This window comes from Pseudomonas sp. DC1.2 (genome assembly GCF_034351645.1).
GTDB lineage: Bacteria > Pseudomonadota > Gammaproteobacteria > Pseudomonadales > Pseudomonadaceae > Aquipseudomonas.
Genome location: NZ_CP133782.1, coordinates 4,311,186 through 4,326,888, shown reverse-complemented (window position 1 = coordinate 4,326,888; position 15,703 = coordinate 4,311,186). Strand labels below are relative to the sequence as shown.

Sequence of the window (15,703 nt, the reverse complement as noted above, 5' to 3'; positions counted from 1 at the left end):
CGATGTTTACTCCGCGTTGGCTGCGAGCTCCCGCAGTACCTGCATGGCGCGTTCAGCGTCGGCTTGTCCGACGAATAAGTGGTCGTGGTAGTAACCGGCAATCACGTTGCAGCTAATGCCGGCTTTACCCAGTGCCGTGGCGAACGCGGCAGTCAGGCCGACGGCTTCCAGGGCTGAATGCACGTTCAAGGTGATCCACGCGGCGACGTAGTCGAAGCTCAAGCCGGCCTTTTGTGCGTGGCTACGTTGGAGAATGACCGTCAGGCCCTCCTGCTCGCGGAAGCTGCCGACCAGTTCCAACCCTGCCGGTAATTGCCCGTCGCGCACAGTACAGAACACGTATTCGCCGTCGTTGAGTTGCGGGCTCATGCTGCGCAGCAAGGTTGCCAATGAAGTTTCGCCAGCCATGTCAGTGTTCCTGATTCAAGAGTTCTTGCTGGCCATTCTCCGTTGGGAGGCTGTATAAGAAAAACCAATATTGCTGATCGCTCATTAGGAAAACTGATGTTCGACTATAAATTGCTTTCTGCCTTGGCGGCCGTGGTCGAACAGGCGGGTTTTGAACGCGCCGCGCAGGTCCTGGGTTTGTCGCAATCGGCCATTTCCCAACGGATCAAACTGCTCGAAGCACGGGTCGGCCAACCGGTGTTAGTGCGGGTCACCCCCCCAGCGCCGACCGATATTGGGCGGCGCTTGCTTAACCATGTACAGCAGGTGCGTCTGCTGGAGCGGGATTTACAGACGCTGGTGCCGGCGCTGGATGAAGAAGGGCTGCCGGAGCGTCTGCGCATCGCTCTCAATGCCGACAGCCTCGCCACCTGGTGGGCCGGAGCGGTGGGCGAGTTTTGTGCCGAGCAACACGTGCTGCTGGACCTGATCGTCGAAGACCAGACCGTGGGCCTCAAGCGCATGCGCGCGGGTGAAGTAGCGGCGTGCGTGTGTGCGAGCGAGCGGCCAGTGGCAGGGGCCCGCAGTGTTCTGTTGGGCGCCATGCGTTACCGTGCGTTGGCCAGTCCAGCGTTCATTGCCCGACACTTTCCCGCGGGTGTACAGGCCGGATTGTTGTCGCGAACCCCAGCGCTGGTGTTTGGCCCGGACGACTTCTTACAGCATCGCTACCTGGCATCCTTAGGCGTGGAGGGCGGTTTCGAACACCATTTATGCCCTTCGTCCGAAGGCTTTATCCGTCTCACGGAAGCGGGGCTGGGATGGGGCTTGGTGCCGGAACTCCAGGTACGCGAGCAACTGGTGCGCGGAGTTTTGGTGGAGCTTTTGCCAGATAAGCCCATCGATGTTCCGCTGTACTGGCATCATTGGCGCAATGGCGGTCAACTGCTGGGTTCACTCACGGACCAATTGGTGCGCGCGTCGAAGCAATGGCTGGTGCCGTTGGACTGACGGGTAGCGTCAAGACTTACGCATTAGGCAAAACGAAAAGACATCGGAGCTCTACATGAAAATTCTGGTCACCGGCGCGAGCGGCTTCATTGGTGGACGCTTTGCGCGTTTCGCCCTGGAGCAGGGCCTGGACGTGCGGGTCAACGGGCGCCGGGCCGAAGGCGTCGAGCATTTGGTGCGCCGTGGCGCCGAATTCATTCAGGGTGACTTGAGCGACCCGCAATTGGCGCGCGATCTGTGCTTGGACGTCGACGCCGTAGTGCATTGCGCTGGCGCCGTCGGCTTGTGGGGGCGCTATCAGGATTTTCATCAGGGCAATGTCCAAGTGACTGAAAACGTGGTCGAGGCGTGCCTTAAGCAACGGGTCCGGCGGCTGGTTCACTTGTCGTCGCCATCGATCTATTTCGATGGCCGCGATCATCTGGGGTTGACCGAGGAACAGGTGCCCAAGCGCTTTAAACACCCTTACGCCGCCACCAAATACCTGGCCGAGCAAAAAGTCTTTGGTGCGCAGGAATTCGGTCTCGAAACCATCGCCCTGCGCCCGCGTTTTGTGACCGGTGCCGGCGATATGAGCATCTTCCCGCGACTGCTGAAGATGCAACGCAAGGGACGCCTGGCCATCGTCGGTAATGGCTTGAATACAGTCGATTTCACCAGCATGCAAAACCTTAACGAAGCCTTGCTCAGCAGCTTGCTGACCAGCGGCTCTGCGTTGGGCAAAGCCTACAACATCAGTAACGGCGCGCCGGTGCCGCTGTGGGATGTGGTCAATTACGTCATGCGCAAGATGGAAGTCCCACAAGTCACGCGCTACCGATCCTACGGTTTGGCCTACAGCGTGGCGGCGCTCAACGAGGGCGCCTGCAAGCTCTGGCCTGGGCGCCCGGAGCCGACTTTGTCGCGGTTGGGCATGCAGGTAATGAACAAAAATTTCACCTTGGACATCAGTCGGGCCCGGCATTATCTGGACTACGATCCGAAGGTCAGTCTCTGGGCGGCCCTGGATGAATTCTGCGGCTGGTGGAAGGCTCAGGACATTCGTTGAAACATCCGCGCTGAACCGAGTTTCCGGTTCAGGGTCAATCGATGCGGCAGTGGGGTTTATACTGCGCCGCATCCAGCCATTACTGCGTTCCACATAGGTTGACTCAATGTCCATGCGTAACGATGCCAACGACGACTTCGACGATGTCCCGAGCCTGCGTGCTGACAGCCTCGATCACGATGAATTCGCCCCCCTTCCCGTTGTCCGTGAACGTACCGGCGGTCACCCGCGGGCCGTTCCGGCGGCCAAGGTCAAAGGCCCGAGCACCGGCCCGTTGTGGGCATTGGTCGGTGCATTGTTTTTCGCCTTCGCAGGCCTGGCCTGGTGGAGCTTCCAGCAGATTTCGCTGATGGAGCAGCAACTGGTGGCGACCCAGGAAAGTTTTGCGCGGATCAGCGAGGAAGCGGCGGGCCGCTTGCAGGATATTTCCGGCAAGGTCGTGGCCAGTCAATCCAACGTCAACAGCGACAGTGAAGCCTTGAAGCTGCAAATTCAGCAATTGGAAAGCAAGCTTCAGGATCAGAGCAAACAGCAACAAGGTGTGGTCGGCCAGACCACCGATCTGGACAAACGTCTGGCGCAAATGACGGCTCAGACCGCTGAGCAGCAGACGGCCAATACCCAGTTGCAAGCCCAAGTCAAAGCCTTGAGCGCTGAACTGTCCGCGCTGAAAAGCGCCCCGGCCGACAGCAGCAAAGTGGATGCTGAGTTGAAAAGCCTTAGCGCCGACATTGCCGCACTGAAGAAACAAGGTAACCCGAGCGCGGCCCTTGAGCGTCTGGAGCAGGAAATAGTTGTACTCAAAAGCGAACAGGACAACCGCTCGGTCGCCGCTCAGGGCGCCACCAATACCGCCGAGTTCGACGCTTTCCGAGGGCAAACCACCCGCACCATCAATACCCTTCAGGCGCAGATTCAGAACTTGCAGCAGCAGCTCAACACCCGCGCGCAATAACCCTGCCCCTGTGACGAGGGCTCAGGGCCCTCGTCACAACAGCCCGTCTGAGCGCTGACACACTGTGATTTGCTGAATATTCGTACATATCCCCAAGCCGTCTACGCTCTTGAAACACTAATAAGAACGAGGAATGCGCAATGGGGTTTGTACACAAGATAGCCTTGCTCGGCGCTACGCTGTTGCTGAGTCTGGGGCAGGTTCAGGGGGCCACCACAGCGCAGAAGGATGACGGCATTGCCGCCAAAGCCCTGCTGGAAAAAGCCCTGGCCTACTATCACGACAACGGTGACAAAGCCTTTGCGGCCTTCAGTCGTCAAGGTGAGTTCGTCGACAAGGACCGCTACGTGTTCGTGGTCGATACCCACGGCGTGATGCTCGCGAGCGGTGGGCCTCCTTCAGCGTTGATTGGCCGTGATGTGTCCGAGGTACTCGGGCCGGACTTGCAGAAAACCTTCGAGGACGCCTTGAAGGTGCCTGAGGCCAGCGGTATTCAGCAGGCTGAATACCGCTGGCAGAACTGGGCCGACGGCAAGGTCGAACGTAAACATGTGTTCTACCAGCGCATCGGTCAACGGATTCTGGCGGTCGGCTACTACCTGCCTCGGGCGTCGGCGGAGCAGGCGATGGCCCTGCTCAACAAGGCCGCGGCCGATTTGGCAAAGGACGAGAAGGGCACGCTCAACGCTGTCAATGCTCTAAAGGGCGGTTACTTGCAGGATGATCTGTACGTGTTCGTCGTGGACCTGAATAACCAGCGCTACGTCGCTCACGGCACTAACTTACGGTTGATCAATACCGACTTCGGCAAGGTCAAGGACCCGGAAGGCAAGCCGGTGGGTGAGCCGATTCTGGCGTTGATCGCCAAGCAGGACCACGGCGACTACGACTATCGCTGGAAAAACCCGGTGACCGGCAAAATTGAAGACAAACATGCGTACTTGAAGAAGGTCGGGCATTTTCTGGTGGCCGTGGGGTATTACAGCCCTTGAGCCGCGGTTATCGCTCGCTCGTGAAGGCCGATTCCCCGTCTCCTTTCCCTACCGGGCCTTGTCTTCACGGCCGCGCAATACCCTGTTTGGCATTGCAATCGCCGCTGCCAGCCCCAACAGCGAAACCGCCGCACTGACCAGCAGCAAATGCCGAAATGTCAGCAGCAGTTCGGCGCGCAAAGCGTCCTGCGCGTCGCCCGCCGTGGCGTTCAAGCCGTCGAGCAACACATTTCCCGAGTTGCCCTCGGCGATCATCGTTGAGCCCGCGAGGTGGGCGAAGCTTGAATCCTGCAACAACGCCAATAACAGCGCCGACATCACGCTAACGCCGACCGCACCACCCAGCGAGCGGAACAAGTTGGTGGTGCTGGTGGCCACGCCGATGTCTCGCTGCTCGACCGAGTTTTGTGTGCCGACCAATGAGGTCGGGAACTGCATGCCGGATGCGATTCCGCTGAGCACCATGAACAGACTGCTGAGTAATACAGCTTGAGGCGCACTGAACGCCATGCCGAGGATCGAGAGCGGCATCAGCAGCGCACCGCTCAGGATCATCGGCTTGTAGCGCCCGGTCACTGAGGTGCGGCGTCCGGCGAAATACGCGCCAATCGGCAAGCCTATGGCCAGCGGCAACAGATGCAGCGCGGCGCTGTCGGCTCCGGCACCGGTGACACTCTGGAAACGCAATGGCATCAGTACGATCAGTGAGATGGCTTGGAAACTGGTGAAGAAAATCGTACACCAGCAAAAAATTGCATCGCGGTTAGCGAACAGGTGCATTGGCAGCAACGGTTCGCGGGCGCGTCGCTCATGCCAGACAAAAATCGCCAGCAGCAGCACTGCCCCCGCGAGTAGCCCCAACACGTCGGCACTGCGCCATGAATGGCCTTGGCCCACCTGTGTGATGCCGAGCAACAATGCGGTTAAACCAATGATCATCAGCAGCGTACCGAGGTAATCGATGACCGGTTTTCGCTGCGGCACGGGCAGGCCTACCAACGTGCGATTGGCCACCAGCCATGCGCCCAGACCCAGTGGCAGGTTGATTAAAAACACCCAGCGCCAGGACAGGTATTCGGTCATGTAACCCCCCAGCACCGGGCCCGCCACACTAGCGACCGCGTACATGCTGCTGAAGTAACCCTGATAGCGACCGCGTTCCCTTGGCGGCACGATGTCACCGATGATTGCCTGGCTGACCGAAATCATCCCGCCGGCGCCGATGCCCTGAATGATCCGCGCCAGTACCAGTTGCTCCATGCTCTGGGCCATGCCGCAGAACAACGACGCCAGCGTGAACAACCCCATGCCGAACAGCATCAGCTTGCGCCGGCCGTACAAGTCGCCGAGCTTGCCGTAGATCGGCACCGCTACGGTCATTGCCACCATATAGCCGGAAATCACCCAGGCCAGCAGGCTGACGTCCTTGAACTGCGCAGAGATGGCCGGCATCGACACGGCGACGATGGTCTGGTCCAGTGCGCCGAGAAAGATCGCCAGCATCAAGGCGATCAGTACGCTGCGAATGGCCGGCTTGGGTGTTTCAGGCTGATTCAGGTTGGTCACGTGAGAAACCCTGCGGGCAGTGAGGCGCCCGCAACACGCAAGGCGGGCGGGGAATGCCCGCAGTGTAAGTCGATAGGACGCTATTCGATAGCCTCGTATGGAAGTCCGACGTAATTTTCTGCAATAGTTTTTTTGCCGGCCTCGGAGCTGACAAAATACGCCAGCTCGGCGGCGCTGATGCGCTGGCTGAACGCATCGTGATCATCGAAGCGATGCAGCATCGAGGTCATCCACCAAGAAAATCGTTCAGCTTTCCACACCCGGCGCAGACAGATCTCGGAGTATTTTTCGAGTAACTCCTCCCGGCCTTCGCGATACACCTTCAACAGAATATTGAACAGCGTGCTGACGTCACTGGCGGCCAGGTTAAGGCCTTTGGCGCCGGTGGGCGGAACAATGTGCGCGGCGTCGCCGACAAGGAACATCCGCCCGTACTGCATCGGCTCGACCACAAAACTGCGCAGCGGCGCGATGCTTTTTTCGAGGGAAGGCCCAGTCACCAACTGGGCTGCCAGCGCCTTTGGCAAACGAGTTTTGAGTTCATCCCAGAAGCGCTGATCGGACCAGTCTTCGACTTTCTCATCGGCCGGTACTTGAAGGTAATACCGGCTGCGCGTTGCCGAACGCATGCTGCACAGGGCAAAGCCGCGCTCGTGGCGGGCGTAGACCAGTTCTTCGTGTACCGGTGGGGTGTCGGCGAGAATTCCCAGCCAGCCAAACGGGTAGACCCGCTCGAAGACCTTAATGCACTCGGCGGGAATCGACTGTCGCGCCACGCCGTGGAAACCGTCGCACCCGGCAATGTAGTCGCAATCGAGGCGATAAGTTTCGCCGTCCTTTTCGAACGTGACGTAGGTTTCGTTGGTCTTCATGCCATGAGGCACGACATGACTGGCTTCGTACAGTGTCCGCGCTCCGGCGACCTGACGAGCGGCCATCAGGTCGCGAGTGACTTCGGTCTGGCCATAAATCATCACGGTTTTGCCGCCGGTCAACGCGTGCAGATCAATGTGGACCTGACCTCCGTCCAGGGCCAGGTCGAATCCCCCGTGAACCAGTCCTTCGGCATCCATGCGCTGGCCGACCCCAGCCTGGCGCAGCAGCTCCACCATGCCTTGCTCAAGGACGCCGGCGCGGATGCGGCCCAAGACGTAGTCAGGTGTTTGGCGTTCGAGGATAACGGTGTCGATTCCGGCGTTGTGCAGCAGCTGACCGAGTAACAACCCGGACGGACCGGCACCGATGATGGCAATTTGGGTTTTTAGCGTTCTCATTGTTTTTATGACTCGCAAGCTTCACAGGGCCAGAGCCGGTGAATAATTTTTATGGATCGAGTGCTTGCATTTTTCTCTTGCGAGTCGGTCAATTGAAGGTGAAAACTGAGCCGATACCTGTACATTCTGCCAATCGGTGCGATTATCGCCCGCTGACCCCGAGGCCTGGATTGACGTGATGAACAAGCCCGCCCTGCCTTCGATACCGGTGTTCAAGCTTTACGGTGAAAGCCTGGATTGGCCGACCCCTGACTTGCTGCACTGTGAAGCGATTTCCACTCGCAGCCGCGAACATCAATGGGAAATCAAACCCCACCGCCACGCCGACCTCTGCCAGTTGCTTTTCGTCTTCAAGGGCCAGGCCGCGCTTGAAATCGAGGGCCACTCTACGCAACTGACAGAGCCGGCCATCCTGATTCTGCCGCCGCTCTCGGTGCATGGTTATCGGTTTTGCGAAGACGTCGAAGGTTTCGTGGTGACCCTCGCCGCGCCACTGGTGAAGCACCTGCAAGCACAACTGGGCAACACCGTGCATGCCCTGGCGCAGGCCGAAAGTTATCCGGCGGGCAAGGACAGCGAATACCTCAACAGCTTGTTTTCAGCCCTGCAAAACGAATACACCGGCCATCAACCGGCGCGCGAAATGCTCATGCATTCGCTGGTCAGCGTGATCATGGTCTGGGTGAGTCGCCAGGTCATTTCGCGCCGTAACGCCAGCCAGCGTCCGCAGCGTGCGCGCGAATACCTCAATGGTTTTATTCAGTTGGTGGAAGAGACCTATCGCCAGCATGTGAAGGTGGAAGACCTGGCGCATCGGCTGGGGATTTCCGTGTCGCACCTGAACGGCACCTGCCGTGAGCTGGCGGGGCAGCCGGCGTTGCAGATCATGCATGAACGGCAATTGCTGGAAGCCAAACGACTGCTGACCTACACCAGCATGACGATCTATGAAATGTCTGACGTGTTGGGGTTCTCCGATCCGACAAACTTCACGCGGCTGTTTCGTCGTCGTGTGGGGATTTCGCCCAAGGCATTCCGTGATCGCTTGAAAGTCGATCAGGACAATAACGGGGCCTGACGCGCGGCGTTAGCGCAGTGCGCTGAATGTCCCGCTGTGTGGCAAGCAGTGTTCAAAGTTGCAGCTCGCGTATTCACGGGGCAGTTGTCGCAGCTGCTCCACGCGCCAAGCGGCGGTGCCATACAGTGCCAGCGTGGCCGCGCAGGTGATGAAAATGGCGAGGTATCTTCTTGTTTTGATGTTCATGGCGTTGACCTCTGAACGAATACCCTTGGGTACTTACTGTTCAGCATAGGTCAGTCCCTGTGAGTTGCCAGCACCCCAGGTGTTGCATGTAGCGCAGTATTCAGAGCGCTGATGGCCATTTTTAGGCTACTTGGCGACAATTCAGGTGACTGATAGATCGCCCTCGCGGGCAAGCCCTCGCCTCTGCTTTGGTGGTTATAAGCCTGCATCCCATGCCGGCTCTTCGGGGAACCTGAGGACCAGGAAATCCAGCATGCTGCGCATCGTGGCCGGCATGTGCTTGCGTGAGGCGTATACCGCGTACATGTTCATCTGCCGGGGTTCTGCATGGGCGAGCAGACGGATCAGTTCGCCGCTGTGAATGTGTACGCCTGCCTGGTAAGACGGCAGCATGGCCACCCCGGCGCCGGCAATCGCTGTGCGCAACAGGGTGCTGGCTTCGTTGGCGCTGATGTTGCCCTGCACGGGCACTGAGACCTGCTCGCCGTCCTGCTCAAAATGCCAGAGGCTTTTGCCGAAGTAGGAGTGGGTCAGGCAATTGTGCTGGCTCAAGTCTTCGACGCGCAGCGGCGTCGGGTGCTCGCGCAGGTAAGCAGGTGAGGCGCAGATCACCGAGCGGCAGACCGTCAGGCGCCGGGCGATGAGATTTGGGTCCAGGTCATTGCTGGTACGAATCGCCAGGTCGATGCGTTCGTCCACCAGGTTCACCGTGCGGTCGAGCATTTGCAGGTCGATACTGACGCCGGGGTAGTGTTTGACATACACCGCCATCGCCTGCGCGAATTGCGCCTGGCCGAACGACGTGCTGACGCTGATCCGCAGTAACCCGCGCGGTGCGTCGTCCGGTTCGCTGACAGCGGCCTGCATGTCGGTGGACAGGTCGAGCATCTGCCGGCACCTCGGCAGAATCTCGCTGCCAGCAGCGGTCAGGCTCAACTTGCGAGTGGTGCGGTGCATCAGGCGTGCGCCGACCCAGTCTTCCAGCTCCGCCAGATAGCGCGACACCACGGGTCGCGACAGGTCCAGGTGGTCAGCCGCTGCCGACTGGCTGCCGAGGTCCAACACCGTGATGAACACGCGCATTGCTTGTAGACGATCCATGATTTGCTCACTTTTAGAAACAAACTATGTCCCAGCATCGCATTTTTTGTACTGAGTCAGGCAACTAAGCTCTGTCCCATCGCCAAACACGGCGTTCAGACCACGGAGCAACAGATGATCGGCTTCCCTTCAATCAAACGCATTCTTCTGGCCACCGCCACCCTCGGTTTCGCCGCCCACGCCGCAGCGGCATCGACCCTGACCCTGGACGTCTATAACCCCGGTGAAAAAGCGATTTTCCCGGTGAGTTCAGTGCTGGTCAGTGGTGAGAAAGAGGCAATCCTGGTGGACGCGCAGTTCGGTAAATCCCAGGCTGAGCAAGTGGTGCAGAAAATCCGCGCCAGCGGCAAGCAACTGACCACCATCTACATCAGCCATGGTGACCCGGATTACTACTTTGGCCTTGAAACGCTGACCGCGGCTTTCCCGAAAGCCCAGGTGTTGGCCTCGCAGCCGACCGTTGACCACATCAAGCAAACCGTTGACGGAAAACTGGCGTTCTGGGGACCGAAAATGGGCGCTGAAGCGCCGTCTAAAACCATCGTTCCCGGCGTACTCAAGGGCGACAGCCTGATGCTTGAAGGGCAGAAGTTGCAGGTGATTGGCCTGGACGGCAAGCAGCCGGATCGCAGCTTCGTCTGGATTCCGTCGATCAAGGCTGTGGTCGGTGGCGTAGTGGTCGCTGAAAATATCCATGTGTGGATGGCGGATACCCAAACTGCGCAATCCCATACCGACTGGCTGGCGACGTTGCACGCCATCGAAACCCTGAAACCGAAATCCATCGTGCCGGGTCATTACCTGGGTGAGAGCACACGCTCCCTGGCTGCCGTGCAATTCACTGCCGGTTACATCAAGGCGTTCGACGAAGAAACCGCTAAGGCAAAAGACTCCGCTGCGCTGATTGCGGCGATGAAAAAACGCTACCCAACGCTCGGCGAAGAAAGCTCGCTTGAGCTAAGTGCCAAAGTCGCCAAGGGCGAGATGAAGTGGTAATACGCTGTACCCGATCATTCCCACGCTCTGCGTGGGAATGCCGCCCGTGACGCTTTGCGTCACACCTGAGCCACTGGAGAACGTCATGAGCAATATCGCAATCATCGGTGCCACCGGCCGTGCCGGTAGCCAATTGTTGGAAGAAGCTTTGCGTCGTGGTCACAGCGTCACCGCTATTGCCCGGGACACCTCAAAAATCAGCCCGCGCGCCGGTGTCGTTACTAAAGACGTTGACGCGCTTGATGCCGAGGCGCTGCAAGCAGCCGTCGCGGGCCATGATGTGGTGCTCAGCGCTGCGCACTTTTCGACCCTGCCTGCCAGTGCTGTCCTCGAGCCGTTGAAAAAGGCCGGGGTCCAGCGCCTGCTGGTGGTGGGTGGCGCCGGTTCGCTATTGTTGCCTACCGGCGGTCGCGTCATCGACAGCGAAGGTTTTCCGCAGGCTTACAAGGCCGAGGCCAGTGCCGGCGCTTTGTTCCTGGATGATCTGCGCTCGGAGAAGGAACTCGACTGGACCTTCCTCTCGCCGTCGGCAGAGTTTGTGGACGGTGAGCGCACCGGTACGTTTCGGGTGGGCAAGGACGACTTGCTGGTCAGTGCAGAAGGTCGAAGCTGGATCACCTTCGCTGATTTTGCCATCGCGATGCTGGATGAAGTGGAGTCGCCAAAGCATTCGCGTCAGCGATTTGCAGTCGGTTACTGAACAGCGCGGCTGAAACCACTCGCGAACAGGCTCGCTCCCGCATTTGATCGCATTTCAATAGGGACGCGAGCCTGCTGGCGACGCTTTTTTGGCCATCACCGCGCCTGTGCCTGTGCCACCAACCACCGCAATAATTCCTGTAACTTCGGCGAAGGTGCAGGCTTTTGTGGCATCACCAGGTAATACGCCAACCCCGTTCTGACCTTCAACTCAAACGGCATGACCAGCCTTCCGGCACTCAAATCATCGCCGATCAGCGACCAATCCCCGATCGCCACGCCTGTTCCTTGCGAGGCCATGGACATCGCCAGGTCCAGCGTCTCGAAATGCTGACCCTTGTCGACATTGCTCACGTGAACATCGGCGCTCGCCAGCCAGGCTTTCCAGTCGCGCTCATCGCGGGTGGGATGGAGCAGCAGATGTTGCTCCAGATCTTGCGGCACCTGCAATGGCACAGGCCCTTCAAGCAGTGGCCGGGAGCAGACCGGCGTCAGTTGTTCATCGAACAGGTGATGAGAGGCCAGCGCAGTGTCCGGCGGCGCGCCATACATCACTGCCGCATCGAACTGCTCGCGATGAAAGTCCACGCCGTGCCTGACTGTAGTGGTCAGTTCTACCGGTATGTCCGGGCGTTCTTTTTTCCATTGCAGCAGACGCGGTAAAAGCCAGCGCATGACACAGGTCGGGGCCTTGAGTTGCAGGGTTTCGCGCTTGGCGCCGATCTGCTCCACCGCCTCGTCGATCAGGCCGAAAATTTGCTGCACGCGCGGCAGCCACTCCCGCCCTTCGGCGGTCAGGTCCAGGCCACGGGCCTGACGGATGAACAGCTCATAACCCAGGTGATCTTCCAGGCCTGCGATCTGTCGGCTCACCGCACCCTGTGTGATGTGTAACTGCTCGGCGGCCCGGGTGAAGTTGCAGCACTGCGCGGTGATTAGAAACGTATGCAGGGCGGGCAGGGGAGGCAATCGTTTCATAGAGACCCAAGGTATGACGTGAGGACATGGCTAGTATGATTTTTTATCCATTGTTGCGGCGATGTGTCGCCCGTTCCAATGAGGCCATCCCTGGGCTTGCCAACGCATCATAAACACTGCGCGGGCCCGGTGTCTCAAACGAACAAAAAGGGCAACGACATGGCGACGTGCGGCGAAGTATTGGTCAAGCTACTCGAAGGTTACGGTGTCGAGCAGGTGTTCGGCATTCCTGGGGTGCATACCGTTGAGTTGTATCGCGGGCTGGCCCGTTCGAGCATCAACCACGTGACTCCGCGTCACGAGCAGGGTGCCGGTTTCATGGCTGACGGCTACGCGCGCACCTGCGGCAAACCGGGTGTGTGCTTCATCATCACCGGCCCGGGCATGACCAACATCACCACGGCCATGGGCCAGGCCTACGCCGATTCGATCCCCATGCTGGTGATTTCCAGTGTGCAGTCCCGCGGCCAGTTGGGCGGTGGACGCGGCAAGCTTCATGAACTGCCGAACCAACGTGCATTGGTCGGCGGCGTCGCAGCGTTTTCCCACACCTTGATGTCGGCGGCTGAACTACCGGGTGTATTGGCCCGCGCTTTTGCGCTGTTTCAGGCCGGTCGTCCGCGCCCGGTACACATCGAGATTCCGTTGGACGTGCTGGTGGAAGAGGCTGACGAGTTACTCGCCAGCGTCCCCGTAAACATCGACCGCGCGGGGGCTTCGCCGACCGCCATCGCCCGTATGACGACGTTGTTGGCCGGTGCCAAACGTCCGCTGATTCTCGCCGGTGGCGGGGCCATCGAGGCGGCGGCCGAGTTAACTGAACTGGCCGAACTGTTGGGCGCCCCGGTGGCCCTGACCATCAATGCCAAGGGCCTGCTCGAATCCGCCCACCCCTTGTTGATTGGCTCGACCCAGAGCCTGCTGGCGACACGGGCCCTGGTGGCCGAGGCCGACGTCGTGCTGGCCATCGGCACCGAACTGGCCGAGACCGATTACGACGTGACCTTCGCCGGTGGCTTCAACATTCCCGGCGCACTGTTGCGCATTGACATTGATCCGGACCAGACCGTGCGCAACTACCCACCGCAGGTGGCGTTGGTGGCCGATGCTCGCCATGCCGCGAAGGCGCTGCTGAGTGCGTTGTCCCACACGTCTCTGGCCGAGCGCCGCAACGATTGGGGCCCGGTACGGGCTGCACGTTTGCGAGAAGAATTGGCGGCGAGCTGGGATGCACCGACCCTGGCCCAGACCCGTTTCCTCGAAATCGTCTTGCACGAATTGCCGAATGCAGTATTTGTCGGCGACTCGACCCAACCGGTGTACACCGGCAACCTGACCTTCAACCCGGAGCGCCCTCGTCGGTGGTTCAACTCATCCACCGGTTACGGCACCCTGGGTTACGCCTTGCCAGCGGCGATTGGTGCCTGGCTTGGTGGTAGCGTCGAAAGCGGTGTGCGCCCGCCTGTGGTGTGCCTGATCGGTGACGGCGGTCTGCAATTCACCCTGCCGGAACTGGCCAGCGCCGTGGAAGCACGCACGCCGGTGATCGTGTTGTTGTGGAATAACCAGGGCTACGAAGAAATCAAAAAATACATGGTCAACCGCGCCATCGAGCCGGTAGGCGTCGATATTTATACCCCGGACTTTATCGGCGTGGCCAAAGCGCTGGGCTGTGCTGCCGAAGCCGTCAACGGCGTTGAACAACTGCGCAAAGCCTTGCGCACCGCCACCGACCGTCAGGGCCCGACGCTGATTGAAATTGATCAGACGCAGTGGATGAAGGCGGTGTCGAAATGAGCGTTCGCATGACGTTTCCAACGGCGCTGGATGGCCTGTACATCGATGGTCAATGGTCCGCTGGCAAAGAGCATTTGCGCGTGATCAACCCCGCCACCGAAGCGCTGCTCACCACCGTCAAGGGTGGCGATGAATACGCCGTCGAGCACGCCATCAGTGCCGCGACCAACGCCTTTATCGACTGGTCGAAAACCACCGGTGCCGAGCGTGGTGCGACCCTGCGCAGAATCGCCGCTGGCGTGCAGGCCGGTCGTGAACAGTTGATGCAGTTGCAGTCGAGCAACAACGGCAAACCGTTGTTCGAAGCGGCCATTGATGTCGATGACGTGATCGCGACCTTTGAGTATTACGCCGGCCTGGCTGAAGCGCTTGATGGCCAGCAGGACAGCGCCGTCGAGCTGCCAAGCGACGACTTCAGTGCGCGCCTGCGTCGTGAACCCTGTGGTGTGGTGGGGTTGATCGTGCCGTGGAACTTCCCGATGGTCACCACCGCCTGGAAGCTCGCTCCGGCGCTGGCCGCCGGGTGTTGCGTAGTGCTCAAACCCTCGGAGGTTACGCCGCTGCCGGAGCTGGAACTGGCGGCCATCATTGCCGACGCCGGCCTGCCCAACGGTGTGTTCAACGTGGTCTGCGGGACCGGCCTGGCGGTCGGCGCGCCACTGTCGGCGGATCCGCGCATCGCCAAGATCTCTTTCACTGGCAGCAACGCCGTCGGGGTGCAGGTCATGCAGCGTGCGGCGGAAACCGTCAAAGGCGTGAGCCTGGAGCTGGGCGGTAAATCTTCGCTGCTGGTGCTGGCCGATGCAGACATTCAACTGGCCGTGGAATTGGCCTGCGGCGGTGGGTTCTTCAACGCCGGGCAAATGTGTTCGGCCACCAGCCGTGTATTGGTCGCCGATGAACTGGCGGATGAGTTCCTGATCCGTTTGCAGGAGCGCGCCGAGGCGATTCGTGTCGCCGACCCGTTCGACCCGAACGTGGAGATGGGGGCGTTGGTCAATCAGGCGCAATATCAACGGGTACTGGGCCACATCGATCGTGGCTTGAGTGCCGGTGCCAAACTGATGTGCGGTGGTCATCGTCCGCCAGACCTGCCGCGCGGCTATTTTTTACAGCCTACCGTCTTCACTGAAGTGCCCCTGGACAGTGCGCTGTGGTGCGAAGAGATTTTTGGCCCGGTGATCTGCGTGCGTAGTTTTGCCTCGGAGGCGCAGGCGATTGCCCTGGCCAACGACAGCCAGTTTGGTCTGGTGGCCAGCGTTGTGAGCCGCGACAGCGCAGCGGCAAATCGGGTCGCCAATGCCTTGCAGGCCGGGCTGGTGTGGATTAACGCACCGCAAGTGATCTTCCCGCAGACGGCCTGGGGCGGCTACAAACAGAGCAGCATCGGCCGCGAGTTGGGGCCGTGGGGTTTGCAGGCGTTCCAGGAAATGAAACACGTGATTCGCGCGGTCTGACGGCACGAAAAAGGTGAGCGCATGCCTCGAAACGAGGCATGCGCTGGCGTCATGGCTTCAATGAGTTTTTATCGATAGTCAGGTGTTTTGCTCGACCTCAGGATGAACCCGTCAGCTCAGCTAAAGCCCTTTTAAACCGGGGCTTGAAGCGGATTTGAGTACGCGGATGCAACGGTTG

15 protein-coding genes are annotated in these 15,703 nt (G+C 59.7%); 9 read left to right on the top strand and 6 right to left on the bottom strand.

What is annotated here, in order from left to right:
• Positions 1–6 precede the first annotated feature (6 nt).
• Positions 7–408, bottom strand: coding sequence for an ACT domain-containing protein (locus RHM68_RS19510; protein ID WP_322218010.1), 402 nt, complete (start codon positions 406–408; stop codon positions 7–9).
• Between the two features lie 96 nt (positions 409–504).
• On the opposite strand from RHM68_RS19510, the gene RHM68_RS19505 reads away from it, so the two are divergent.
• The 4 genes from RHM68_RS19505 to RHM68_RS19490 all read left to right on the top strand — a co-directional run bounded on the left by RHM68_RS19505 (position 505) and on the right by RHM68_RS19490 (position 4,393).
• Positions 505–1,398 (top strand): LysR family transcriptional regulator ArgP, encoded by an 894-nt coding sequence (locus RHM68_RS19505; protein ID WP_322218008.1) that lies wholly within the window; start codon positions 505–507, stop codon positions 1,396–1,398.
• A 55-nt stretch (positions 1,399–1,453) separates the two neighbouring features.
• Positions 1,454–2,446 carry an NAD(P)-dependent oxidoreductase gene (locus RHM68_RS19500; protein ID WP_322218006.1) on the top strand — a complete coding sequence of 331 codons (993 nt, stop codon included), beginning with the start codon at positions 1,454–1,456 and terminating at the stop codon, positions 2,444–2,446.
• A gap of 106 nt (positions 2,447–2,552) precedes the next feature.
• Positions 2,553–3,401: an ATPase gene (locus RHM68_RS19495; RefSeq protein ID WP_322218003.1), complete on the top strand. Its 849-nt coding sequence runs from the start codon at positions 2,553–2,555 to the stop codon at positions 3,399–3,401.
• A 140-nt stretch (positions 3,402–3,541) separates the two neighbouring features.
• Complete coding sequence (locus RHM68_RS19490; protein ID WP_322218000.1) at positions 3,542–4,393, top strand: cache domain-containing protein; 852 nt, start codon at positions 3,542–3,544, stop codon at positions 4,391–4,393.
• Positions 4,394–4,441: 48 nt separating this feature from the next.
• Here RHM68_RS19490 and RHM68_RS19485 read toward each other — a convergent pair whose 3' ends face one another.
• Both RHM68_RS19485 and pobA read right to left on the bottom strand, forming a co-directional pair.
• Complete coding sequence (locus RHM68_RS19485; protein WP_322217997.1) at positions 4,442–5,959, bottom strand: MDR family MFS transporter; 1,518 nt, start codon at positions 5,957–5,959, stop codon at positions 4,442–4,444.
• 80 nt (positions 5,960–6,039) lie between these two features.
• Positions 6,040–7,233: a 4-hydroxybenzoate 3-monooxygenase gene (gene pobA / locus RHM68_RS19480; protein ID WP_322217994.1), complete on the bottom strand. Its 1,194-nt coding sequence runs from the start codon at positions 7,231–7,233 to the stop codon at positions 6,040–6,042.
• A gap of 178 nt (positions 7,234–7,411) precedes the next feature.
• Here pobA and RHM68_RS19475 point away from each other — a divergent pair, with 178 nt between their 5' ends.
• Positions 7,412–8,311 (top strand): helix-turn-helix domain-containing protein, encoded by a 900-nt coding sequence (locus RHM68_RS19475; protein ID WP_322217992.1) that lies wholly within the window; start codon positions 7,412–7,414, stop codon positions 8,309–8,311.
• A 9-nt stretch (positions 8,312–8,320) separates the two neighbouring features.
• Here RHM68_RS19475 and RHM68_RS19470 read toward each other — a convergent pair whose 3' ends face one another.
• Both RHM68_RS19470 and RHM68_RS19465 read right to left on the bottom strand, forming a co-directional pair.
• Positions 8,321–8,497 carry a hypothetical protein gene (locus RHM68_RS19470; protein WP_322217990.1) on the bottom strand — a complete coding sequence of 59 codons (177 nt, stop codon included), beginning with the start codon at positions 8,495–8,497 and terminating at the stop codon, positions 8,321–8,323.
• Positions 8,498–8,692: 195 nt separating this feature from the next.
• On the bottom strand, positions 8,693–9,598 hold the full coding sequence (locus RHM68_RS19465) for a LysR family transcriptional regulator (RefSeq protein WP_322217988.1): 906 nt from the start codon (positions 9,596–9,598) through the stop codon (positions 8,693–8,695).
• A gap of 114 nt (positions 9,599–9,712) precedes the next feature.
• Here RHM68_RS19465 and RHM68_RS19460 point away from each other — a divergent pair, with 114 nt between their 5' ends.
• Both RHM68_RS19460 and RHM68_RS19455 read left to right on the top strand, forming a co-directional pair.
• Positions 9,713–10,594: an MBL fold metallo-hydrolase gene (locus RHM68_RS19460; protein WP_322217985.1), complete on the top strand. Its 882-nt coding sequence runs from the start codon at positions 9,713–9,715 to the stop codon at positions 10,592–10,594.
• An 85-nt stretch (positions 10,595–10,679) separates the two neighbouring features.
• Positions 10,680–11,294, top strand: a complete 615-nt coding sequence (locus RHM68_RS19455; protein ID WP_322217982.1) for an NAD(P)-dependent oxidoreductase — start codon at positions 10,680–10,682, stop codon at positions 11,292–11,294.
• 95 nt (positions 11,295–11,389) lie between these two features.
• On the opposite strand, the gene RHM68_RS19450 is transcribed toward RHM68_RS19455, so the two are convergent.
• The gene (locus tag RHM68_RS19450; RefSeq protein ID WP_322217979.1) at positions 11,390–12,271 is read right to left on the bottom strand and encodes a LysR substrate-binding domain-containing protein; all 882 of its coding nucleotides are present in this window, start codon (positions 12,269–12,271) and stop codon (positions 11,390–11,392) included.
• A gap of 159 nt (positions 12,272–12,430) precedes the next feature.
• Here RHM68_RS19450 and RHM68_RS19445 point away from each other — a divergent pair, with 159 nt between their 5' ends.
• The gene (locus RHM68_RS19445) at positions 12,431–14,068 is read left to right on the top strand and encodes a 5-guanidino-2-oxopentanoate decarboxylase (RefSeq protein ID WP_322217977.1); all 1,638 of its coding nucleotides are present in this window, start codon (positions 12,431–12,433) and stop codon (positions 14,066–14,068) included.
• Positions 14,069–14,076: 8 nt separating this feature from the next.
• Positions 14,077–15,525: an aldehyde dehydrogenase family protein gene (locus tag RHM68_RS19440; RefSeq protein ID WP_322217975.1), complete on the top strand. Its 1,449-nt coding sequence runs from the start codon at positions 14,077–14,079 to the stop codon at positions 15,523–15,525.
• Positions 15,526–15,703 lie beyond the last annotated feature (178 nt).